This is a genomic window from Emticicia fontis (assembly GCF_054779675.1).
This window is the reverse complement of record NZ_BAAGXU010000029.1, coordinates 1-21,506: the sequence shown is the minus strand read 5'-3', so window position 1 is coordinate 21,506 and position 21,506 is coordinate 1. Positions and strand designations below refer to the sequence as shown.

Annotated in this window: 25 protein-coding genes; 14 read left to right on the top strand and 11 right to left on the bottom strand. The window is 38.6% G+C overall.

Annotated elements, in window-relative coordinates; genetic code table 11:
* Positions 1 to 94 precede the first annotated feature (94 nt).
* From ACYVFA_RS14720 to deoC, 4 genes are all read left to right on the top strand, one after another.
* A complete protein-coding gene (locus ACYVFA_RS14720) occupies positions 95 to 331 on the top strand; it encodes a DUF4834 domain-containing protein (RefSeq protein WP_460472600.1) in 237 nt (78 codons plus the stop codon).
* Positions 332 to 338: 7 nt separating this feature from the next.
* Positions 339 to 749, top strand: a complete 411-nt coding sequence (locus tag ACYVFA_RS14715) for a DoxX family protein (protein WP_460472599.1) — start codon at positions 339 to 341, stop codon at positions 747 to 749.
* A 5-nt stretch (positions 750 to 754) separates the two neighbouring features.
* The gene (locus ACYVFA_RS14710) at positions 755 to 1,657 is read left to right on the top strand and encodes a histone deacetylase family protein (RefSeq protein WP_460472598.1); all 903 of its coding nucleotides are present in this window, start codon (positions 755 to 757) and stop codon (positions 1,655 to 1,657) included.
* 67 nt (positions 1,658 to 1,724) lie between these two features.
* Positions 1,725 to 2,396, top strand: a complete 672-nt coding sequence (gene deoC, locus ACYVFA_RS14705) for a 2-deoxyribose-5-phosphate aldolase (RefSeq protein WP_460472597.1) — start codon at positions 1,725 to 1,727, stop codon at positions 2,394 to 2,396.
* Between the two features lie 4 nt (positions 2,397 to 2,400).
* On the opposite strand, the gene ctlX is transcribed toward deoC, so the two are convergent.
* From ctlX to ACYVFA_RS14650, 11 genes are all read right to left on the bottom strand, one after another.
* Positions 2,401 to 3,333 (bottom strand): citrulline utilization hydrolase CtlX, encoded by a 933-nt coding sequence (ctlX, locus tag ACYVFA_RS14700; protein WP_460472596.1) that lies wholly within the window; start codon positions 3,331 to 3,333, stop codon positions 2,401 to 2,403.
* A gap of 179 nt (positions 3,334 to 3,512) precedes the next feature.
* Positions 3,513 to 4,754: a pyridoxal phosphate-dependent aminotransferase gene (locus tag ACYVFA_RS14695; RefSeq protein ID WP_460472595.1), complete on the bottom strand. Its 1,242-nt coding sequence runs from the start codon at positions 4,752 to 4,754 to the stop codon at positions 3,513 to 3,515.
* Between the two features lie 137 nt (positions 4,755 to 4,891).
* Positions 4,892 to 5,320: a hypothetical protein gene (locus ACYVFA_RS14690; RefSeq protein ID WP_460472594.1), complete on the bottom strand. Its 429-nt coding sequence runs from the start codon at positions 5,318 to 5,320 to the stop codon at positions 4,892 to 4,894.
* A gap of 39 nt (positions 5,321 to 5,359) precedes the next feature.
* Complete coding sequence (locus ACYVFA_RS14685) at positions 5,360 to 6,100, bottom strand: hypothetical protein (RefSeq protein ID WP_460472593.1); 741 nt, start codon at positions 6,098 to 6,100, stop codon at positions 5,360 to 5,362.
* Positions 6,101 to 6,205: 105 nt separating this feature from the next.
* A complete protein-coding gene (locus ACYVFA_RS14680; RefSeq protein ID WP_460472592.1) occupies positions 6,206 to 6,772 on the bottom strand; it encodes an RNA polymerase sigma factor in 567 nt (188 codons plus the stop codon).
* A 129-nt stretch (positions 6,773 to 6,901) separates the two neighbouring features.
* Positions 6,902 to 7,858, bottom strand: a complete 957-nt coding sequence (locus tag ACYVFA_RS14675) for a transketolase family protein (RefSeq protein WP_460472591.1) — start codon at positions 7,856 to 7,858, stop codon at positions 6,902 to 6,904.
* A 47-nt stretch (positions 7,859 to 7,905) separates the two neighbouring features.
* Complete coding sequence (locus tag ACYVFA_RS14670; RefSeq protein ID WP_460472590.1) at positions 7,906 to 8,778, bottom strand: transketolase; 873 nt, start codon at positions 8,776 to 8,778, stop codon at positions 7,906 to 7,908.
* Between the two features lie 318 nt (positions 8,779 to 9,096).
* Positions 9,097 to 9,918 carry a DUF1295 domain-containing protein gene (locus tag ACYVFA_RS14665; protein WP_460472589.1) on the bottom strand — a complete coding sequence of 274 codons (822 nt, stop codon included), beginning with the start codon at positions 9,916 to 9,918 and terminating at the stop codon, positions 9,097 to 9,099.
* 121 nt (positions 9,919 to 10,039) lie between these two features.
* A complete protein-coding gene (gene bcp, locus ACYVFA_RS14660; protein WP_460472588.1) occupies positions 10,040 to 10,489 on the bottom strand; it encodes a peroxiredoxin in 450 nt (149 codons plus the stop codon).
* Positions 10,428 to 12,470: a M23 family metallopeptidase gene (locus tag ACYVFA_RS14655; protein ID WP_460472587.1), complete on the bottom strand. Its 2,043-nt coding sequence runs from the start codon at positions 12,468 to 12,470 to the stop codon at positions 10,428 to 10,430. Before ACYVFA_RS14655 ends, bcp begins: the two co-directional genes overlap by 62 nt.
* A gap of 346 nt (positions 12,471 to 12,816) precedes the next feature.
* Positions 12,817 to 13,443, bottom strand: coding sequence for a fumarylacetoacetate hydrolase family protein (locus ACYVFA_RS14650; protein ID WP_460472586.1), 627 nt, complete (start codon positions 13,441 to 13,443; stop codon positions 12,817 to 12,819).
* A gap of 231 nt (positions 13,444 to 13,674) precedes the next feature.
* Here ACYVFA_RS14650 and ACYVFA_RS14645 point away from each other — a divergent pair, with 231 nt between their 5' ends.
* From ACYVFA_RS14645 to ACYVFA_RS14600, 10 genes are all read left to right on the top strand, one after another.
* The gene (locus ACYVFA_RS14645) at positions 13,675 to 14,511 is read left to right on the top strand and encodes a M48 family metallopeptidase (RefSeq protein ID WP_460472585.1); all 837 of its coding nucleotides are present in this window, start codon (positions 13,675 to 13,677) and stop codon (positions 14,509 to 14,511) included.
* A gap of 282 nt (positions 14,512 to 14,793) precedes the next feature.
* On the top strand, positions 14,794 to 15,057 hold the full coding sequence (locus ACYVFA_RS14640; RefSeq protein WP_460472584.1) for a DUF3592 domain-containing protein: 264 nt from the start codon (positions 14,794 to 14,796) through the stop codon (positions 15,055 to 15,057).
* 39 nt (positions 15,058 to 15,096) lie between these two features.
* On the top strand, positions 15,097 to 15,876 hold the full coding sequence (locus ACYVFA_RS14635) for an SDR family NAD(P)-dependent oxidoreductase (RefSeq protein WP_460472583.1): 780 nt from the start codon (positions 15,097 to 15,099) through the stop codon (positions 15,874 to 15,876).
* Positions 15,877 to 16,038: 162 nt separating this feature from the next.
* On the top strand, positions 16,039 to 16,929 hold the full coding sequence (locus tag ACYVFA_RS14630) for an ROK family protein (RefSeq protein ID WP_460472582.1): 891 nt from the start codon (positions 16,039 to 16,041) through the stop codon (positions 16,927 to 16,929).
* 18 nt (positions 16,930 to 16,947) lie between these two features.
* The gene (locus ACYVFA_RS14625) at positions 16,948 to 17,757 is read left to right on the top strand and encodes a sugar isomerase domain-containing protein (RefSeq protein ID WP_460472581.1); all 810 of its coding nucleotides are present in this window, start codon (positions 16,948 to 16,950) and stop codon (positions 17,755 to 17,757) included.
* A 31-nt stretch (positions 17,758 to 17,788) separates the two neighbouring features.
* On the top strand, positions 17,789 to 18,538 hold the full coding sequence (locus ACYVFA_RS14620; RefSeq protein WP_460472580.1) for a 3-keto-disaccharide hydrolase: 750 nt from the start codon (positions 17,789 to 17,791) through the stop codon (positions 18,536 to 18,538).
* A 5-nt stretch (positions 18,539 to 18,543) separates the two neighbouring features.
* Positions 18,544 to 18,954, top strand: coding sequence for a GNAT family N-acetyltransferase (locus ACYVFA_RS14615; protein ID WP_460472579.1), 411 nt, complete (start codon positions 18,544 to 18,546; stop codon positions 18,952 to 18,954).
* 74 nt (positions 18,955 to 19,028) lie between these two features.
* Positions 19,029 to 20,396: a glycine-rich domain-containing protein gene (locus ACYVFA_RS14610; RefSeq protein WP_460472578.1), complete on the top strand. Its 1,368-nt coding sequence runs from the start codon at positions 19,029 to 19,031 to the stop codon at positions 20,394 to 20,396.
* A 44-nt stretch (positions 20,397 to 20,440) separates the two neighbouring features.
* Positions 20,441 to 21,187 (top strand): hypothetical protein, encoded by a 747-nt coding sequence (locus ACYVFA_RS14605; protein ID WP_460472577.1) that lies wholly within the window; start codon positions 20,441 to 20,443, stop codon positions 21,185 to 21,187.
* Positions 21,188 to 21,199: 12 nt separating this feature from the next.
* Positions 21,200 to 21,475 (top strand): hypothetical protein, encoded by a 276-nt coding sequence (locus ACYVFA_RS14600; protein WP_460472576.1) that lies wholly within the window; start codon positions 21,200 to 21,202, stop codon positions 21,473 to 21,475.
* Positions 21,476 to 21,506: the final 31 nt, after the last annotated feature.

Here is a 21,506-nt window from a genome sequence, read left to right as displayed (position 1 = left end):
TTTTCAGTTTTGATTGTATTACATCTGTAAAATCCAATTACATTTGTACAAAATTTAGTTTTATTTTAAAATTTCCCTGTGGGAATTGAAGGTCATGTTTAAATACATTCTCATATTCATCTTATTAATAGTTTTTGTTCCGGTATTCAGAACCTTCCTGTTCAATTTATTAGTAGGTAAACAGATTGCAAAAGAACAAAAGCGCTATAACGATATAATGGAAAAGCAGCGAGGAAAGGAAGGTGATGTAAAAGTAAAACCAACTCAGGCATCAGGCAAAAAAGGCGGATATGAAGGCGGGCAGTATGTTGATTATGAGGAGGTAAATTAATCTGGTTATGCTTAAAAAATTTCTGAAACCTATCACTCTAACAAATCAGGTAAGTATAGCGGTTTTTCTTTTAAGAGTTGGCTTTGCAGGCTTTTTGGCTACACATGGTTATAGTAAACTAGAAAGTTTTATAGCTGGCGACCATGATTTCCCTGATCCCATGAATGTCTCACCGATAGTTTCACAAGGATTAACCATTTTTGCAGAACTCTTCTGTTCTTTTTTATTGATTTTAGGTGTATTTACTCGCATCGTTACCATTATTCTTATAGGCTGTATGGCTGTAGTTGCCTTTGCAGTGCACGGCTCAGACCCACTTGGCGATAAAGAGCATGCCTTATTATACCTCATTAGTTTTATTGTGGTTTTCCTGACTGGTCCGGGGAAATATTCATTGGATGCACGCCTCTTTAAATAGTCTCCATGCTTAAAATAGCTTACGATTCTATCTACACCCATCCGCTTCCTGAAGGTCATCGCTTTCCGATGATAAAATACGAGCTGATTCACGAGCAATTATTATACGAAGGCACTTGTACAGCCGAGAACTTCTTTGCGCCCAAACCAGTTGATCCAAAGTGGGTTTTAGGCGTACATGATAAGCAATATTTTGAAGATTTACTGAACCTACAAATCGACGCCAGAATGGAGCGTCGTATAGGTTTCCCAATCACAGAAATGCTTGTCAATCGTGAATTAATCATTACCCAAGGCACCATTGATTGCTGCAAGTTCGCTTTTGAATCAGGCGTATCAATGAATATTGCCGGCGGCACTCATCATGCCTATGCAGATAAAGGAGAGGGGTTTTGCTTGTTAAATGATGTGGCAGTAGCGTCTTATTACGTGCTTGCGAACCAATTGGTAGATAAAATTCTGGTAGTTGATTTAGACGTGCATCAGGGTAACGGAACGGCATTGATTTTTGAAAATGAACCACGGGTTTTTACTTTTTCTATGCACGGCAAAGAGAATTACCCCTTAAAAAAAGAAAAATCAGATTTAGATATTGAACTACCCACCTATTGTGAAGACGAACAATATCTGGGTATTTTATATAAAACATTACCACATCTGATAGAAGAAGTAAAACCACAATTTATTTTCTATATTTCGGGTGTAGATATTCTGGCTTCCGACAAACTGGGTAAACTTAAAGTCTCTATGGAAGCTTGTAAACAACGGGATACCTTTGTGTTTGAACAAGCCCTTAAGAACCAAATTCCGCTAGTAGTTTCAATGGGCGGAGGATATTCTCCACGCATTTCCGATATTGTAGAAGCCCATTGCAATACTTTTCGATTGGCTGAGAAGATGTTTTTTTAATTTAAGTATACTATTTTACCACTGTGCTAAACTCCGCGTTACTCAGTGGTTATAACTTCAATCTGATATGCAAAACCTTTCCCAATACATAGATCATACTTTACTGAAACCCACAGCTACAGAAATGGATTTTCGGAAATTATGTGAAGAAATCTACACGCATAACTTTTATGCAGCCTGTGTGCCACCACATTATGTGAGTTTTGTAAAAGAGATTCTGGTTTATAGTCAGGCAAAAGTCTGTACGGTTATCGGGTTTCCTTTAGGCTACCAAATTACCAGTACAAAATTAGCAGAAGCTGAAAAAGCCCTGACAGATGGAGCTAATGAACTGGATATGGTCATGAATATCAACGCTTTTAAATCAATGGCCTATCTGACTGTAAAGCAGGAGATAAAAGAATTGGCTGAAATGGCACATAGCAAAGATGCCTTGCTTAAGGTAATCATCGAAACGGCTTATCTGGATAATTTTGATTTAAGTATCGCCTGTGAAATTTGCGAAGAGGCAGGAGCAGACTTTGTAAAAACTTCCACAGGTTTCGCTCCCAAAGGCGCAGATTTAGCGCAAGTAAAACTGATGAGAAACATTCTACCTGAATCCGTTAAAATCAAAGCCTCAGGCGGCATACAGACATATGAAGAAGCAATAGATTTCATAGAAGCAGGTGCAAATCGTCTTGGCACTTCCTCAGGTGTTGCTATTATGAAAGGTGGAGAAGAGACAGGAGGGTATTGATTCTCTACTTCTCAGGTAAATGCACTTCTGCCATCATGCAACGGGCAGAGCCACCACCACAAGTTTCAATAATATTCAAATCAAAATGCATAATATCGGCATATTCTCCTAGCAGACTTCTTTGTGGTTGAGTCAGAGATTCATAAGCACGAGACGACATCACTAAAATCAGATGCCCTTTCTGGTTATTGATCAACAACATATTTCCGGCAAAGGCATTCATTTGCTCCAGACTTATCTCAATCACATTTTTACCAGTGCCTTCCAGACTTTCTTTCACCGCCAATCGCTCATCAAGATCAGTAATTGATTGCAGACAAACTACGGCAAAATTATCACCAATGCACATCATTACATTAGTATGGTAAATCTCTTTATCACTACTATCAACCGCCCCAAACTTCACGACTTTATAGCCATTCATCTGCTTTTCCCATGCTTCCAGAACTTCCTCATTGGTACGTGGCGAAATACAGGCATAAGCAATGCGGTGCATGCGGTCAAGGACAAGACTACCTGTTCCTTCCAAAAACTTATTCTCCTCTTCAAAAGCCGTCAAATCAATGATAGTTTCGACATGAAAATTATTTCTTAAATCCTCAATAATATCAGGTCTGCGTTCCAGACGACGATTTTCGGCCTGCATCGGGTATAAGCATACTTTACCGCTATGGTGGAAGGAGACCCAGTTATTCGGAAAAATGCTGTCAGGCGTATAAGGCTTAGGCGTATCTTCATAAACCATAACATTCACACCAATGGCGCGCAATTGACTCACCATGATGTCGAATTCTTTCAAGGCATTTTCCTGTGTAATTTCAAGGTCTAACGCCTGAGAATCAGAATCCTGAAAAGCATTGCTTTCTGCTGTCTGCAAATTAAAAGCAAAGTTCACCGGACGAATCATTAAGATATTTGAAGTAGCTTGAGCTTGCATGGGGTCAATATTTAGTGATTGAGCGAATTAGTGATTGAGTGATTATTGAATCAGAGATAGCTCTCTTATTAATTAGCTATTCAATATTAAATGATGTTTATTCATATTAATTAAATAAAAATTAATGCTTAAGAGTAGATTAATTTTAATCACTCATTCACTAAATCACTCAATGATTTTTAGGCCATTTCCATTTCGTCTACTCTAATCCGATGCCCTTCCAGGAAAAAGCGGATACGATTAGAGGCCGTTTCCAGTTCTTCGGCAGACGGCAGGAATACAATACGAAAATGGTCGTTTTTAACATAGTTAAAGCCTGTTCCTGAAACAACCAGTACTTTTTGTTCTGACAAGAGGTCAAAAACAAATTGCTCATCATCTTTGAACGAGAATTTCCTTAAATCAATTTTCGGGAATAAGTATAAAGCTCCTTTCGGTTTCACACAGGTTATACCCGGAATATCAGTCATTTTATAATGGATCAGATCACGTTGCTTGCACAGTCTTCCTTCCGATGCTACCAAATCGTTGATACTCTGATAGCCTCCCAAAGCTGTCTGAATAGCATATTGCGTAGGCACATTGGCACACAAACGCATACTTGCCAATAGATTAAAGCCTTCTACAAAAGATTTAGCTTTTTGCACCGCACCACTCAGAATCACCCAACCTCCGCGGAAACCAGCCGCACGATAGTTTTTAGATAAACCTCCATAGGTCATGATAAACACATCGTCGCTCAGTGTAGCAATTGGAATGTGTTTGTTTCCATCATAAAGGATTTTATCATAAATCTCATCAGAGAATATAATCAGATTATGTTCGGCTGCCATTTTTACAATCCCTTCCAACACTTCTTTACTATATACAGCTCCTGTCGGGTTGTTCGGATTAATCAATACAATACCTTTGGTTTTGCGATTGATTTTGCGGCGGATATCATCCAGATCAGGATTCCAGTCTGATTCTTCATCACAGATATAATGCACAGGTTTGCCACCTGATAGCGCCACTGAAGTTGTCCAGAGCGGATAATCAGGCGAGGGGAGGAGAATCTCGTCACCTTCATTCAATAGTGCCTGCATGGTCATTACAATCAACTCACTTACGCCATTACCAATAAAAATATCTTCAATGGTTACGCCATGAATGCCTATTTGTTGGGTATAGTGCATGATAGCCTTGCGGGCGGGAAAAATACCTAAATGATGTGAATACCCTTGCGCATTACGGATATTCATAATCATATCATATATAATTTCGTCGGGAACGTCAAAACCAAATGGTGCTGGATTACCAATATTCAGATTGATAATTTTTTGCCCCATTGCTTCCAGTTGTTGTGCTTTTTCGAAGACAGGTCCACGGATAGCATAACTCAGGTTATTCAGGCGATTGCTTTTGTTAATTGGCTGTTGCATACGCTTATCGGATAAAAATTCATGCAAAATTAATTAAAATTTATGCGTAATTCTGACAAAAAAACATAAAAAAGGCCGAGATGCAAGCATTCTCGACCTTTTTATAATGATTGTAAGGCTTTTACGTATTTTTTATACTATTCGCGCAGCTTTTCTAGCAATTTCTTGTTGAAACTCTGCTCAGTACGTTTCAATTCGGCATACTGTTTTGGCGTAATCGTTTTCAGAAGCTTCGCCATATATTCTTCATCCAGTTCTATCTCTTTCTTTCTGATAGCCAGTGTCTGGCGATACGATGATATGATTTTATCGTCAGATACAGTTGCAGCATTCGCCTCATCCATAGTTCTTTTGATACTTCTTCTGAGGTCAAATTTCTTGCTTTGATATTCATTATATACCGACCAGAACTGCGGTGCCTGTTCTGTACTAAGGTCAAGTTTTTCAGTAATCAGGCCAATCTTAGCAGTTTGTATTTTCTCGAATCGTTCATCTTTAAAACCCTGTCGGTTTTGCGAGAATGAAAACATCGGTATGGCTAAAATGATAATTATTAATTGTTTCATAACTGTTGGTTTTATCTTTGGTGTAATAGTTAAACTACACTATATATCTTCTTCTAAATCCTGACTTTCCAGATGGTCCAGAATATCTTTTTTATTAATGTCCAGATCCTCTAAAATTTTTGTTTCTGCTTCTTTTGGCAAGGCTGTGGCATTGGTTGTGATGGCTTCATATTCCAGATAACCCAAATCCTGTGTTGCCAGATAACTGTTAATTTCGTCTTTGCTCAACTCTTCCATAGCGGCCTCTGATTTTGCTTTACTAAATTGTGGAACGGCAAATCCTAAACCAATCAACAATACGAAACTTGCCGCCGCAGCCCACATAGTCCGGCCTTTCTGCTGCCACCAGTTTACTTTGATCACCTTAGCTTCTTCCTGTGTTTGGCTCAGAATACGGGCTGGTAATTCGTCAAAATAATTGGCTGGTACCTCAAAAATATTTTTGCGTTCAATGCTTTCTACTCTTACCTGAGCTCTGATGATGTCTTCCACACTTTCAAAATAACCTTCCGGTACTTTAAAAACATTCACTTTTGGTAAGGTCTCTAATCTGATTTCCTGTTTTTCAAAACTAGCAATCCGATTCATGATTCTCGACGAAAGTGTATCGAAATAATTGTCAGGAACAGCAAAGTTTTGTTTTTTGCCGAAGCTCACTACAGGCTCTTCAGAGAATCTGATTCTTTCCTGAATAGATATAGACAAAGTATCGAAGTAGCCTTCGGGTACTTTGAATACGTTCATTTTAGGAAGTTCTTCTATTTTGATTATCTCTTTCATACTCTTTTGCAGAGCCGGGTAGTGTTATCCTGCTCTTTTTAAGCCTTTTAACTATTTTAAATTAATTGTTTTTTTGACAATTGAATTTTTAAAAGGTTTAAAGAATCAGGACTCTTTATTTAAAAAATCTTCAATTTTTTTCACAGCTAGGTGATACGAAGCCTTTAATGCCCCTACAGAGGTGCCTGTTATCTCGGCAATGTCTTCATATTTCATGTCTTCGTAGTACTTCATATTGAATACTAAACGTTGTTTGTCTGGCAATTGTAGTAGCGCTTTCTGGAGTTTTATCTGAATTTCATCTCCCGAAATGTAGTCCTGTGAAATGGAAGTTTCCAGTGTATTGAGCAAATCCATGCTGTCTTCCGATTCAGCTTCAATTGGCACATGATTCCGACGACGTTTCTTTTGTAGAAAATTCAACGATTCGTTGGTGGCTATGCGGTATACCCATGTATATAATTGGGCATCTCCTCTGAAAGTCTGTAGACCCTGCCAAACCTTAATAAAAGTTTCCTGTACCACGTCGTCGGCGTCGTCGTGGTCAATCACCATTTTGCGGATATGCCAATAGATTTTTTGCTGATATTTTTTTAACAGCAACTCAAAAGCATTCCGACGTTTATCAGGGTCTAATATTAGACTAACTAACTCTTGGTCTGAACTCTGCATTTTACAGAAAAATAGGTTGTTTGTAAGTAAATAACCCCACTCCCTACGCGGGTCGCCCTAAATTCCTCTCTCCAACAATGGGGAGAGGGTTGGGGCGGGGTTAAGTTCTTATAAAACAACCTATCTATTTTATTGTTTTCTTTGAATCACTTTTAGGGCTTTTTCAACAATATTTTTTGCTGAAAGACCATATTTTTCCATCAATTGTGCAGGTGTACCTGATTCACCAAACGAATTGTTTACTGCTACATACTCTTGTGGAGCCAAGAAATTCTGTGCCAGCGTTTGAGCCACGGCATCACCTAAACCACCATTGGCCTGATGTTCTTCGCAAGAAACCACACATTTGGTTTTACGAACGCTCTTTAAGATAGCTTTTTCGTCTAAAGGTTTAATCGTATGAATATTCAGGATTTCAGCACTGATGCCTTGTGCTTCCAATATTTCAGCAGCCTGAATCGCTTCCCATACCAGATGGCCTGTGGCTACGATAGTTACATCTTTACCTTCGCTTACCATCCAGGCTTTACCGATTTCAAACACCTGATCTGGTGCTGTGAAAACAGGCACCACCGGACGACCAAAACGCAAGTAAATAGGACCTTTCCAGTTTGCGGCAGCAATGGTAGCAGCTTTGGTCTGGTTAAAATCACAAGGATTGATAACCGTCATATTTGGCATGGCACGCATCATGGCCAAATCTTCAAGAATCTGGTGGGTAGCACCGTCTTCTCCTAAAGTAAGACCAGCGTGAGAAACCGCTATTTTAACGTTTTTATCTGAATAAGCTACCGACTGACGGATCTGGTCATAAACTCTACCCGAACCGAAATTGGCAAAAGTAGTAGCAAACGGAATTTTACCACCAATGGTTAATCCGGCTGCTACACCAATCATATTGGCTTCAGCAATACCACATTGGATAAATCTTTCCGGATTTTCTTTAATGAATGTATCTATTTTCAAAGACCCTACAAGGTCGGCACAAAGCGTCACTACATTAGGGTTCGTTCTGCCCAGTTCGGTCATACCCGCACCAAAGCCTGAACGTGTATCTTTTTTCTCGGTGAATGTGTATTTTGTCATAAACGCTGATTAGTCTGAATGTTAAATAATTTGCCTTGGAGCATTAATTAATAATCCCCGATAGTACCGGTTGTTACCAATTGATTCAATGCCACTTGTAATTGTTCGTCGTTAGGTGCAACACCGTGCCATTTGTGACTACCCATCATGAAATCTACGCCTGCACCCATTTCGGTTTTCATTAATATCATGATTGGTTGACCTTTTCCTGTCAGACGTTTCGCTTTACGCAATCCGGCAACTACTTGCTCCATATCATTACCGTCTTTGATTTCCATTACATTCCAACCGAAAGCTTTATATTTGGCTTTCAAATCGCGGTTGTTCATTACCTTTTCAGTAGGACCATCAATTTGCTGACCATTCAAATCTATAATCGCAATCAGATTATCTGTTTTGTGGTGTGGCGCTGCCTGAGCGGCTTCCCATACCTGTCCTTCCTGTTGCTCACCGTCACCCATTAAACAATAAACTAAATTATTGTCACCGTTCAGGCGTTTAGCTAAAGCGGCTCCGATAGCTACCGAAAGCCCCTGGCCTAATGAACCTGATGCCACACGGATACCTGGAAGGTGCTCGTGTGTAGTAGGGTGCCCTTGTAATCTTGAATCAATCTTACGGAAAGTAGCCAGTTCTTTTACATCAAAATATCCTCTACGAGCTAAGGTTGAATAAAACACAGGCGAAATATGTCCGTTTGAAAGAAAGAACAAATCTTCACCTTTTCCGTCCATATTAAAGGATAGATAGGTGTCTTTACCTTTTCTGTTGTTAATTTTCATTTGTTGAAAATAAAGAGCAACAAATAAATCGGTACAACCTAAAGATCCGCCCGGGTGGCCAGACTGACAGGCATGCACCATTCTAACAATATCACGGCGTACTTGTACCGCAATTTCTCGTAGTTCTTGGTTTTGCATTTAAAAAGATTATTAAGTGTCAAAAAAACAATTAATACAAAGGTAGTTCAGAAAATACTAAAATTGTGGCTGTTGTATTAATTTTTGCAAAAGTACATAATACATCTTGGTTTTTAAATAAAGAATTGCGTTAAACTTGATGTTTATGAGTAGAAATAGCTGTTTTTGCCTGTATTTCATCAAAACTTGCAGTAATTGTTTAAACGAAATAAATACGTGTAGTTAAATGATTAAGCGGTCAGGAAGGTAAAATGAAAAAAATACTAACCGGCTTTAGCCAAATGAAATCTAAATAATTAACCAAACCAGAGCGATATATCAAAACACCTTCGGAAAAAAGGCAGGCACACGTTTGATATAATCAGCGTATTGCGGTTTGGTTTCAGTCAGTTTTTTCTCTAGCAGAGTAACACCGGAAACTCGCATCAGCAGAAATGTCATTAATAATGGACTGAAAGCATAGAGATATTGTTGATTGGTGCAGGCAAAAAGAAAATAACCCCACCATTGCATTGCATCACCAAAATAATTGGGGTGGCGTGTGAGAGACCAGAGCCCGGTTTGTAAAACTTTACCTTTATTTGAAGATTTTTTCTTGAATTGTGTCAATTGCCAGTCACCAACGGCTTCGAATAGAAAACCCATTAACCAGATACCTATCCCTATATAATCAAGGGTTTGTAAGTCCTTGAATTCGGATGAGATGGCTGGAATATAAAGGGATGAAATAATCCAGAGCAAGATTCCTTGCAATAAGAAAACCTGGAAAAATGAGATCCACCACCAGTTTTTACTACTTTCTTGGCGCCATTCCTGGTAGCGGTAATCTTCTCCCTTGCCAATATTTCTAATTGCTAAGTGGATACTTAATCGTAATCCCCAGATAGTGACAATGGTGCAGAAAATCATTGAGCGTGTGTCAATCAGACCACCCGCATATCTATAAAACCATACAGTAATCACAAAACCTGTTCCCCAGAAAATATCAATAATGCTTGAGTCTTTCAACACAACACTTATTAGCCAGAGTGCGGTAAGGCATGACATAATAAGTATCAAGCCTTGCCCGAACGGAAAAGGTTGAAAAAACAGGAAGACTGCTATGGCTATAGCCACCAATAACAGAATAATACGTGCCATATGGAATTAAGAAATTGTTTAAATATGATACTCTAACCATAAGCCCGAGTTCGATGCTCTATGAAAAATCTAAATAATAGAGCAAACGGGCATGATTGGAATAAAATATTTATACCAACGCTTATTCTAATATTTGCTCGGCATGGGTTTTTGATTTAACCTTCGTGATAATCTCCTCAATAATTCCGTTTTCGTCAATAATAAAAGTCGTTCGAAGGACACCCATATATTTACGCCCCCACATTTGCTTTTCTGCCCACACGCCAAACTGCTCAGCAATGATATGGTCAGGGTCACTTAATAAATCAAAAGGTAAACTATATTTTTTTATAAACTTCTGATGCGATTGCTCACTGTCTACACTAATGCCTAACACTACATAACCTTTGGCCAAAAGGGCATGATAATTATCTCTTAAATTACAGGCTTCTGCGGTACAAGTGGGTGTATTATCTTTAGGGTAAAAATAGAGAATTACTTTTTTCCCTTTAAAATCTTTGAGGTCAATTTCAACGCCGTCTTGATTTTTTGCCTTTACTTCTGGAACCAGATTTCCTACTTGCAGGTGCATGCTTCTTTTTTGATTTTTGTATTGTATGTTTTTGTTTAAAATACTCATCCAGATTGACCTGATAAGTACCAACGTTACCAACGTTATCTACTACTTCTAATTTCAAATCTCCACCAAACCTCTTGTCTTCGTCGAGCTTGATAGACCAGATTCTGCCATTCTTATACTCATAATCCATCAATACCCATTCCCCATTCACATAGCAGTTAAAAGCTTTAATGCCAGATAGATTATCTGAAATAACAAAACTCAAATAAGTAGAGTCTAAACGAGCCGGACGAATTGAAGGTGCTTCATTATCAGTAATCAGCATAAAATCACCCAAACGACGGGTTTTAAACTGAATTGCACTCCCAATCCAGACTCCACCTAAATAAGAACGCCCACTGCTGATATCATAAACCCCGGTTTTAGGCGACATTGAAATACCCGATGGCGTCCATTGCACCGTAATATTATCTTTTAAAGGCACTCGCTCAGTATTAATACTCAGGCGATTCCCACTCATACCCGTGGTCAGATAGAGCGTATCATACACCGCATTATTAAAGTCAATCCGTAGATTTGGTTCTGTATAAAACTGCCCGATTTGTGGTAAAATCTCTCTCTTAATTCCAATCAATGCTGAGCTATTATCAACCTGTGCAAAATCTGCAATTCCTTTATTCAAATCATAAAGATAAACCGCCTCTTTATTGCCTATATAAGATAAGGGGACTTTGGTTGGTACACCCTTATTCTGCAAAATAGCAAATGGTGCTTTTGTATTTTTGGCTCTAATGGCAAGCGTATTTTCAGTAACTGAAGTAGAAATATTGCCTGAAAATTTACTTTCTTCTGCCAAGGATGTCTCTCCCTCGCTTTCCTGTAAAACAGGCGGTTCACCCTGAATAGAGAAAGTAAGAACAGAGGTATTCCCATACGTATCTCTTACTCTTACATATACACTATGCAATTGATTGTCGCCAATATATATTTTGCCTTTGTTTTTATCAGTTTCATAAACTGTAATCCGGTTACCATCAGCCACATAACATTTCTGGATACGTACGCCGTCTGTCTGCGAAATATCATAATCTATGTGCACATTAATGTCTTTCGAAACATCAAAGGGCATTTTTTCCAGATTCAGTTTATAAGTGCTTTTGCCATCCACTTCTACTTCCAATGCAGTAATCCCCATACGAAAAGGCGAGGTCTGGCTTCGGTCATAAGTATTCAGTTCCAAACCAATAATGCCCTGTGCCTTTACAATATTGGGTAAAATATATTCGCCCGATGCCGAGCGTTTTGGTGCCATTGATACTCTTCCAAACTCTCCGTTCACGCGTGAATAAGCATTCAATGTTTTCAGAATTACTCTTTCTATGACCGGAGCCTGCGAATCCTGAATTTCAGGGAAACCAAATTTCATCGGATTAATTGCATTTTCTAAGGCATCACGAATCTCAAAATGCAAGTGAGGCCCACCTGATGCACCTGTATTACCCGAAATAGCCACAATTTCACCTTTTCTTACTTTTATTTCATTCGGCCCGGGTGTAAGTTCCAGTTCCCATACTTTCTGGCTGTATTCTCTTCGGCGAAGATAATCTTCTATCACAGGATTATAGTTTTTCAAGTGCCCGTATACAGTTGTATAGCCATTGGGATGAGTAATGTATAATACATTTCCATACCCTCCACGCATCACTCTTATACGTGACACATAGCCATCTGCTGCTGCATAGACATTGTAGCCCTCCACAGCGCCTGTACGAATATCAAGCCCTGCATGGAAGTGATTGGTACGTAAATCGCCGAAACCTCCTGAAAGTGACGCCTGTTTACCCGGCTGTATCGGAAACATAAAATAGCCTTTCGGGTATTGTTCCTTAGCCGCTTGTCCTGGGTCTTTCTGGGCATAAGTAAGATTCAGAGAGGTATCAGAGACTAAGTAGACAATCAATAAGATGGCACTTAATACTCTTGTAATGATCATGGATCTCTTATTATTCTTCACGTAAATGTAAGGGTTTGGTGGATATAGGCATCAATGCCTTTTTGAATCATAAACACTATTCATTATAGATTGTTCTCAAAAATGAAAAGATGAGCCAATCAAAAAAATGAGAGAAATAGAGATTATTAGGTTTAGACAAATAAACGTTCTTTAGCTTATTGAATTAAATATAATAAGAAGCCTTGAGATAGTTGCGCGTAGAGACAGGGCAATGCCCTGTCTCTACCAAATCAGGCATAAAAAAACGTTCATTTTTGTATTCTAATATTCTTTGCAACTTTATTTTTTCATACAGGTGTTAATATTATGAGCTTTGTCTCAAGCTTTACTTCACCTCAAATTCAAGCATTTTCTCACTTTCAATAAAGGCCGTCAGTTTATCGCCTATTTTAACAGGGGCAACACCCGAAGGCGTACCTGTAAAAATAATATCTCCTGTTTTTAACGTAAAATATCTGGATACAAAAGAGATGATATAATCAAACGAAAAAAGCATAAGAGAGGTATTGCCTTGCTGACGAGTTTGTGTCTCACCGTTAGCATCAGTCACATCTAAATTAAAATTTAGATTTTGTAAATCGGCAAACTTCGATTTCGATACAAAATCAGAGATAGGAGCCGACCCATTAAATCCTTTCGCAAGATCCCACGGTAAACCCTTCGATTTAAGTTTCGATTGCAGGTCACGCGCGGTAAAATCTATCCCAATACCAATTTCATCATAATATTTGTGTGCAAATTTTTCCTCAATATTTTTACCCATTTTGTTGATTTTAAGCAATATTTCTACTTCATGATGAACGTCCTGCGAAAAATCAGGATAATAAAACGGCTCACCGTCTTTCAGAATTGCTGTATCTGGTTTGGTAAAAATAACTGGTTCATCAGGGCGTTCATTATTTAATTCCTTGATATGTTCTACATAATTGCGGCCAATTGCGATAATTTTCATATGATTCAGGCAGACCCTAAGGTTTAGATTTTAGTTTGAGTTATTTAATTTTTGCGTACTTTTGAGGCACCCAAAAATCGGGAAATTTTACAAAAATAGGTATTTTCCATAGTTCACTCACAGATAATGGTCTGATTTTTTAGCTATTATCTGAAAATAGATATTTGTGAATTGGTTATAATCCTCAACTATTTACGTCTAATAAAATCGAGAACTTAATTTTGAAATACGATGAAAACCTTATTAAAATCTTCTTTAGCTGCTTGTTTATTATTTGCCACCATCTGGTCTTGTCAGAAAGTTCCGCTTACGGGGCGTAATCAGTTTGTAGGTCTGGTTTCAAACGAACAGATGATTCAAATGAGTTTTGCCGAATACAAAGGCTTTATGGATACCTCAAAGGTAATAGCTGCCAATAGTAATGATGCAGCCATGATTGCCAGAGTTGGAAACAGAATCAAGACAGCCGTTGAAAACTATCTGATTCAGAATAATTATAGCCAGATAATCAACGGTTATCAATGGGAGTTTAAATTGGTACAAAGCAAAGAAGTAAACGCCTGGTGTATGCCCGGTGGTAAGGTTTGTTTCTATACCGGAATTTTACCGATTTGTAAAGATGAAGCCGGAGTAGCCGTAGTAATGGGTCATGAGGTAGCGCACGCAATTGCAAGCCACGGACGTGAGCGTATGAGCCAGGCAATGGCCGCACAAGGAATCACAACTTTAGGTGCAGCCGGTGTAGGTGTATATACAGGAAACCAACAAACCATGGAGATAGCCGGACAAGTATTAGGGCTAGGAGCAAATTTAGGTTATGTATTACCTAATAGCCGTAAACAAGAATCAGAGGCGGATGAATTAGGTTTGATTTTCATGGCAATGGCAGGTTATGATCCACAAAATGCCGTAGCTTTCTGGCAAAGAATGGCAGAAGCAGGTAAGAATTCTTCAAAACCACCAAAAATTCTTTCAACTCACCCTACGGATGAGACCAGAATTGCAGATTTGAAGAAACAGTTGCCACAGGCACAAAAATATTATACAGCATACGCAAGTAAAAAATAACATTCTGACGATTAGAAATCTCAACAAAAGAGGCACTGGTTCGATAATCAGTGCCTCTTTTGTTATAAACTCATGAGATAAAAAACACGATTTGAAAAATCGTGATACAAAAAAATTTGTAAAGATTTTTTCTTTCATTACTTTTGCTTGTATAGACAAGTTGGTACTGAATCCTAAATGATTTCAAGTAAAAAACATAAAACTAAAAAACGAATCATTTATTCATTAAGCACTTATTTTTGGCTTATCGTAACAGTTTTAATTTTTATTAGCCCTATCGTCATGGTTGTAGATGGATTAATAAGGCACTTTAAAATATCGTCAGATACAGATACCAAAATTATAAAGGCAGTAGTAATTGATGAGTTAAATTACGCTAACAACAGTTCAGTTAATAAAAGATATTATTATTCATATGAGTTTGAGGTTGATGGCGAAAAATATAAAGGAAATACCCTAAGCACAAAGTACAAGGTTGGAGATAGTGTAGAGGTAAAATATTATATACCTAAACCATCAATTAATACAATAATCAAAAAGCCTTGAAAGGTAATTTCCAATGATGAGTAAATCGTGGTAAAACAGATGCTGAAAAACAAAAAAATAGTCATCATTGGAGGTACTACCGGATTAGGTTTATCGGCCGCTAAAGCCTTTGTGAAAAACGGCGCAAAAGTTGTAGTAGTAGGCCGCAATCCTGAAAGTTGTGTAGCTGCTGAAATAGAATTAGGTGAAAATGCCCATGCTATGAGCGGTGATGCTGCTAATCCTGATACTGCTATGAAAGCAATTAATCTTGCCATTAACGATTTCGGAGGATTTGATGGATTATATCATATAGCAGGAGGAAGCGGAAGGAAATTCGGTGATGGACCATTACACGAAATATCTTTAGAAGGCTGGAATAAAACCTTTGAGTTGAACCTGACAAGCCTGATGCTGTCCAATCAGGCAGCTATCCGTAAATTTCTTGAATTAGGCACAGGAGGTACGATTCTTAATATGGGTTCAGTATTAGGCGTTTCTCCATCGCCTAAATATTTTTCAACGCATGCTTATGCCGCTACTAAATCTGCTATCATTGGTTTCTCTAAATCTATTGCGGCTTATTATGCCCCAAACAATATCAGAATAAACGTGTTAGCTCCTGCTTTGGTAGAAACACCCATGTCCCAAAGAGCTTCAAAAGATGAAGTAATCATGGATTTTGTAAAAACCAAACAGCCGCTGGATGGTGGGCGCAATGGACAATCCAGTGATTTAGATGGAGCCGCAATCTATTTTATGTCTGACAGTTCAAAATTTACAACCGGACAAGCATTGTTTGTAGATGGAGGATGGAGTGTGAGTGAAGGACAGTACTAGAATTTATAATTTAAACAATATTAAATGCCTTACCACGGAGTGACACAGAGCTTAACACACAGAGTTTCACGAAGGATTACTCGAAACTACTCCGTGAAACTCCGTGCAAAACTTATTGTAACTCTGTGGTAAAAATCAACTAAAGATAACCGCCACTAAAATATGTCATTTGTTATAGGAATAGACCTTGGGGGTACAAACATAAAAGGCTTAATCATCAACCAGAATGGTGATGTGCTTAAGCAGCATTATATCCCAACCAAAGACACAGAAGATGGTTCATGGCGGGAGAATGTAAAGGAAATGGTAGAATATCTGAAAAACTACCTCCAACAACCTATTCTTGGAATCGGGATGTCAGCGCCTGGTTTGCCTAATGAGCAAAACCAATGCATTGCTTACCTGCCTAACCGCCTGAAAGGATTAGAAAATTTTATGTGGGGCGAGTATCTGGGCGATGCTACCTACGTGTTGAACGATGCCCACGCGGCGCTGATGGCAGAGGCAAAATTTGGGGTGGCCAGAGACAAACGCAATGTAGTGTTACTAACACTCGGCACAGGTGTAGGTGGCGGAATTTTAATTAACGGACAACTCTATCAGGGGCTTTCGCAAATGGCAGGGCATTTAGGGCATATTTCATTAAATACCCATGAAGAAACCCAGAGTATTGTGGGCATGGTAGGCAGTCTGGAATATGCCATTGGTAATTATTCAATAGAAAAAAGAAGTCATGGGAAATTTACTTCTACCTGGGAACTGGTAGAGGCTTTTCGCAAAGGAGATTATTTTGCTACTTATCTATGGCTTTCATCAGTCAGGAAACTAGCCATCGCCATCAGTTCTATTGCCAACTTATTATCGCCTGAAATGATTGTTTTGGCAGGTGGAATTACCCTAGCCGAAAACTCACTTTTCGAACCGCTACAATCCTTTATGGAATTATATGAATGGAGGCCGGGAGATAAAAAAACAGAAATTGCACAAGCCTATTTTGGCGACATGGCAGGCGCAATCGGCGCCGCCAGTTTTGTATTAGCTAAAACCAATTAAACAGAAAAAACAATCAAGATGAGTGTTATACAGGATTATTTGAATAAATGTGCGGCAATTGTAGAAACAGTAAAGCAACAGGAAGCCCAGATTCAAACAGCGGCCAGATGGTTTGCCGATTCGATATTGGCAGGGCGAATGGTGCATGTATTCGGCTCAGGACATAGCCGTATTATGGTGGAAGAGATGTGGCCGCGCTATGGTTCATTTCCCGGGTTTAATCCAATCGTAGAACTCTCTCTGACATTCCATAATCTGGTAGTAGGAGCCAACGGGCAACGTCAGGCCATGTTTCTGGAAAATGTAAGCGGATTAGCCGACCGCATCTTACGAAATTTTGATTTATCTTCTGTTGATACGGCTCTGGTTATCTCCTCATCAGGCACAAATGTAGTGCCGGTGGAAATGGCAGAGATATTTCAGCAAAAAGGTATTAAGGTTGTAGCATTAGTAACTAAAGAACACCTGGAAGGTAGTACCACCAAACGCCCTGATGGTAAAAAACTCAATGATTTTGCCGATTTGGTGCTAGATACTGGCGCTCCCTTAGGCGACTCAATGGTGTATGTACCCAATCTGGATACACCAGTTTCTCCCGGCTCAACTGTTGGTGGTGCCATGATTATCAATAGTATTAAAGCACAGGTAGCTGATTACTTGACCCAAGCCGGACATCCACCGAAAGTATTGACGGCAAGTGGATTGGTAGGAGCACAAAAAGCAACAGAATTATTCGAAGCTGCTTACGACGAACACGCACATCGTATCGCCCATATGTATGCTAAAGTAGGTGTGCCAAGCTATGTATCAGACAGCAAAACCCTTTAATTGATTTATTCAACCATATCTATCTTAACCTATGAAAAAGATTATTTGCCAGATTGCCTTCGCTGCTATCAGTTTAAGTGGATTTGCACAGGATTTTAAATCACCTAAAACTACCGAAGTATGGGAGCCTAAACCCAAACTGGTGGTACCTGCTAAAACGCCAGGCGGCGCACCCTCAGATGCCGTGATATTATTTGATGGCAGTAGCCTGAATGCCTGGCAACACACCAAAGATAAGTCTCCGGCCAAATGGACATTGAAAGACGGAACGATGCTAGCCAAAAGCGGTACAGGAGAAATCATGACCAAACAGGAATTCGGCAGTTTTCAGTTGCATGTAGAATTCAATATGCCTTTAGATTCGAAGAAAACAGGCTATCCGAATGGGGGTAATAGCGGTGTATTTCTGCACGGCAAATACGAGATCCAGATTTTTGATTCTTACAACAATGAAGTCCCTATTTATGCCAACGGACAGGCAGGAAGCGTGTATAAACAAGTGATTCCGCTAGCGAATTCTATGTTGAAACCCGGTGAATGGAATGTCTATGATATATTCTTCACCGCACCTAAATTCAGATACAATGGTTCGGTAGAAACACCAGCCTACGTAACTGTATTGATGAATGGGATTCTAGTATTAAACCACTTTGAAATTCAGGGAACGATTCAATATATCGGTATTCCATCGTACGAATATTATTCTGGTAAAGGCCCGATTGCCTTGCAGGAACATGGCTCTGAGGTATCGTTCCGTAATATCTGGATAAGAGAACTATAAGCATTTTGATTGACCTGAAACAAATACAAGCGAATGAAACATGGGCATTGCGTCACAAGGTCATGTGGCCTGATAAACCGTTTGACTTTGTGATTCTGCCCAACGATTCAGAGGGATTGCACTATGGGCTATTTGAAAATCAGCAATTGGTATCAGTCATATCTCTATTTGTGAAAGGAGAGCAGGCGCAGTTCAGAAAATTTGCTACTGATATTACTCATCAGGGTAAAGGCTATGGTTCGAAACTATTAGTATTTCTGATTGATAGTGCAAAAGACTTAGGTATTAGAGAGCTTATGTGCGATGCAAGAGTAACAGCCACAGGATTTTACGAGAAATTCGGAATGAAAATAGACTCTGAGGTTTTTCAGAAAAGCGGAAAAGATTATGTGCGGATGAACTTAAGGATTGACTAATCAGGTAAACTGAGACCTCCGAAGAAACCGAGCAATTTTGACTGGATGATAGAAACACATTAAAAATTGTTTTTATGAAAAACACCGAGTTATGGAAGAAAATCTGCGAATTTAAATTAGATGACCCCGATGCAGAAATAAAGTTTTCGGACAAATTGTGTAAAGAAGAAAGTTGGTCGAAAACCCTAGCTACATTGGTGATAAGTGAATATAAGAAATTTGTGTACTTATGCATCACACAACCTAATGGGGCTTCTCCGTCAGAAGAAATTGACAAAGTATGGCATTTACACCTGACATACACGGATAATTACTGGAACGAGTTCTGTAAAAAAACGCTGGGAGTAGAACTGCATCATTATCCGAGTAAGGGAGGGAAGAGTGAAAATACCAGACATATAAAATGGTATGATGAAACGATTGTTGCTTATATAAAAGAGTTTGGAGAAATTCCTCCGGCAAGCATCTGGCCGCTTCCAAAAAGTTTTGATCTGGAAAAACATCTTCCGCAAAACTCACCTTTCAGAACACCTGTTTATGAAGCAATCGGTACTCCTTTCGATTTGCCTTTTGTGAATCGAATATTGCTAGGGTGCGGACTTTGTTTCGCGATACTCTTATTTTTTACTAAAAACCCATTTCAACTCAGCGGTTTTGCGTTTTTAGGATTTTACGCCATACTGATGCTTATCGGGTTTGTAATAGCTTATAGCAATAAGCTATTCAAAGAAATGAGTACGATTAATATAGTCAGTCAATTACACCCATTGCATATTTCGGCTGTTTTTAAAGGCTTGGAAACTACCATGAGAATGCTGACAGTCAATTTTGTAGAAAAGGGTTACTTAAGCTATAATGGTGAGGAATTTGAACATAGGTTCGATAAAAACGAGCCGCTATTCTATAGTATTCAGGCCCATGAGAATGAAAAAATCGGTATAAAATCAGTAAGACTTATCTTGCTAAATCATGCTGATTATTTTGTCAAGTTAACCCAGCCATTAAAGGAAGCTATTAAATCAAAAGGGCATTATTTCCTAGTCTTTCATTTCATCATCGTGCTAATGGGAGTGATACGAATTATTCAGGGTTTCGGTAATAAAAAGCCTGTCGGTTTTTTGGTTGTTATGGTCATTTTATATATTCCGATTGCGTATTTTCTAAACGAGTTTTCAATAAGTAGTAAAGACAATATAAAATCGACAGTCGAAGAAAATTCGGATAGTTTTAATTTCGCACCCTTAGCCGGGGCTTATCTTTTTACGAATTTTTATCTGTTGAATGATGAGAATGGTATTAATACAACCTTTGATCCGCATTATGTAGAAACCGGAAGATATACGGGCAATTCAGGAGGTGCTAGTTCATGCAGCGGTGGTGATGGCGGTGGAGGAGGAGACGGCTGTGGCGGTGGTTGTGGTGGCTGTGGAGGGGGAGATTGATGACAATTAATACGCTTAAGATATTCAAATAACTCAATAAAAAAGTGACAGAAATTAAAGAAAAACCTATTCTGGTAAGTAGCCCGTTTGGCAGTGAAGAGTTTTTGCCAATGCTTCTCTTTTTAATTTTTCTGTTTATTCTTGTCATAATTGCACCGATTATTGGCTTTGCAGAGAGGGATTCTATTAATTATTCTGCTATTGGGGTAGGATGTATAGGACTGATAGTATTTATAGCACTTTTTGTGTATATTCTTAGTCTTAAAGTTTTAACTATTACTACTTCGCATATACATCTGAAAGGAACAATAGGTAAAAGTTTTACTTTAGAAAGAAATAGAATTGTATCGTTTGACGAAGAGCATTTTAAAGCAAGAAGAGGTAAAGATTGGGATGAATTAGTGTTATATACAGAAAGAGGAATGGTCAGGATTAGGTCACTATTTTATACGGATTATAAGGAGATAAAAGATGTTTTAACTAAAGATTTAATAAAACATAAAAATAAGAGAATAGCTGAAAACAATAGGGTAATAACCAATACTTTGCAATCTTCAACAGTATTGATAGCATTGGGAGTTGTCTGTAGCTTTTCACCGATACAGATCCTGTTTCATATAACAAATGTGTATCTTGAAGGAGATGAAGAAGAGGCACAGCTCAATATATTATCTGAGGGGACTTTTTATTTATTAATAACCTGCGTTATAGTTTTTTTAGGATTGGGTTTTATGCAATATAAAAAATATAAACGCTTATTAAAGGAAATGGAAATACTGGAAAAATTTTAATACTATTAGGAAATGCTACAATCACTAATCAAACTATTTGACAGAGATTTACTGAAACTCAAAACGGAAATAGAAGCCTATCCCAATGAAGACCTGATATGGCAGATAAGAGGTGAAATCAGTAATTCGGCAGGAAACTTATGCCTGCACCTGATGGGTAATCTGAACCATTATTTTGGCGCGCAATTGGGCAATACGGGCTATGTACGTAATCGTCCTTTAGAGTTTTCAGATAAAAATGTATCGAGAGCTACTTTAATCAGGTTAAACGCATTTAAATATTGTTAATGATACCATAGAGATATTGGTCATTCCAACC

Coding starts and splice junctions, on each gene's coding strand:
- ACYVFA_RS14720 (WP_460472600.1), top strand. CDS start 95: ATGTTTAAATACATTCTCATATTCATCTTATTAATAGTTTTTGTTCCG.
- ACYVFA_RS14715 (WP_460472599.1), top strand. CDS start 339: ATGCTTAAAAAATTTCTGAAACCTATCACTCTAACAAATCAGGTAAGT.
- ACYVFA_RS14710 (WP_460472598.1), top strand. CDS start 755: ATGCTTAAAATAGCTTACGATTCTATCTACACCCATCCGCTTCCTGAA.
- deoC (WP_460472597.1), top strand. CDS start 1,725: ATGCAAAACCTTTCCCAATACATAGATCATACTTTACTGAAACCCACA.
- ctlX (WP_460472596.1), bottom strand. CDS start 3,333: ATGCAAGCTCAAGCTACTTCAAATATCTTAATGATTCGTCCGGTGAAC.
- ACYVFA_RS14695 (WP_460472595.1), bottom strand. CDS start 4,754: ATGCAACAGCCAATTAACAAAAGCAATCGCCTGAATAACCTGAGTTAT.
- ACYVFA_RS14690 (WP_460472594.1), bottom strand. CDS start 5,320: ATGAAACAATTAATAATTATCATTTTAGCCATACCGATGTTTTCATTC.
- ACYVFA_RS14685 (WP_460472593.1), bottom strand. CDS start 6,100: ATGAAAGAGATAATCAAAATAGAAGAACTTCCTAAAATGAACGTATTC.
- ACYVFA_RS14680 (WP_460472592.1), bottom strand. CDS start 6,772: ATGCAGAGTTCAGACCAAGAGTTAGTTAGTCTAATATTAGACCCTGAT.
- ACYVFA_RS14675 (WP_460472591.1), bottom strand. CDS start 7,858: ATGACAAAATACACATTCACCGAGAAAAAAGATACACGTTCAGGCTTT.
- ACYVFA_RS14670 (WP_460472590.1), bottom strand. CDS start 8,778: ATGCAAAACCAAGAACTACGAGAAATTGCGGTACAAGTACGCCGTGAT.
- ACYVFA_RS14665 (WP_460472589.1), bottom strand. CDS start 9,918: ATGGCACGTATTATTCTGTTATTGGTGGCTATAGCCATAGCAGTCTTC.
- bcp (WP_460472588.1), bottom strand. CDS start 10,489: ATGCACCTGCAAGTAGGAAATCTGGTTCCAGAAGTAAAGGCAAAAAAT.
- ACYVFA_RS14655 (WP_460472587.1), bottom strand. CDS start 12,470: ATGATCATTACAAGAGTATTAAGTGCCATCTTATTGATTGTCTACTTA.
- ACYVFA_RS14650 (WP_460472586.1), bottom strand. CDS start 13,443: ATGAAAATTATCGCAATTGGCCGCAATTATGTAGAACATATCAAGGAA.
- ACYVFA_RS14645 (WP_460472585.1), top strand. CDS start 13,675: ATGAAAACCTTATTAAAATCTTCTTTAGCTGCTTGTTTATTATTTGCC.
- ACYVFA_RS14640 (WP_460472584.1), top strand. CDS start 14,794: ATGGTTGTAGATGGATTAATAAGGCACTTTAAAATATCGTCAGATACA.
- ACYVFA_RS14635 (WP_460472583.1), top strand. CDS start 15,097: ATGCTGAAAAACAAAAAAATAGTCATCATTGGAGGTACTACCGGATTA.
- ACYVFA_RS14630 (WP_460472582.1), top strand. CDS start 16,039: ATGTCATTTGTTATAGGAATAGACCTTGGGGGTACAAACATAAAAGGC.
- ACYVFA_RS14625 (WP_460472581.1), top strand. CDS start 16,948: ATGAGTGTTATACAGGATTATTTGAATAAATGTGCGGCAATTGTAGAA.
- ACYVFA_RS14620 (WP_460472580.1), top strand. CDS start 17,789: ATGAAAAAGATTATTTGCCAGATTGCCTTCGCTGCTATCAGTTTAAGT.
- ACYVFA_RS14610 (WP_460472578.1), top strand. CDS start 19,029: ATGAAAAACACCGAGTTATGGAAGAAAATCTGCGAATTTAAATTAGAT.
- ACYVFA_RS14600 (WP_460472576.1), top strand. CDS start 21,200: ATGCTACAATCACTAATCAAACTATTTGACAGAGATTTACTGAAACTC.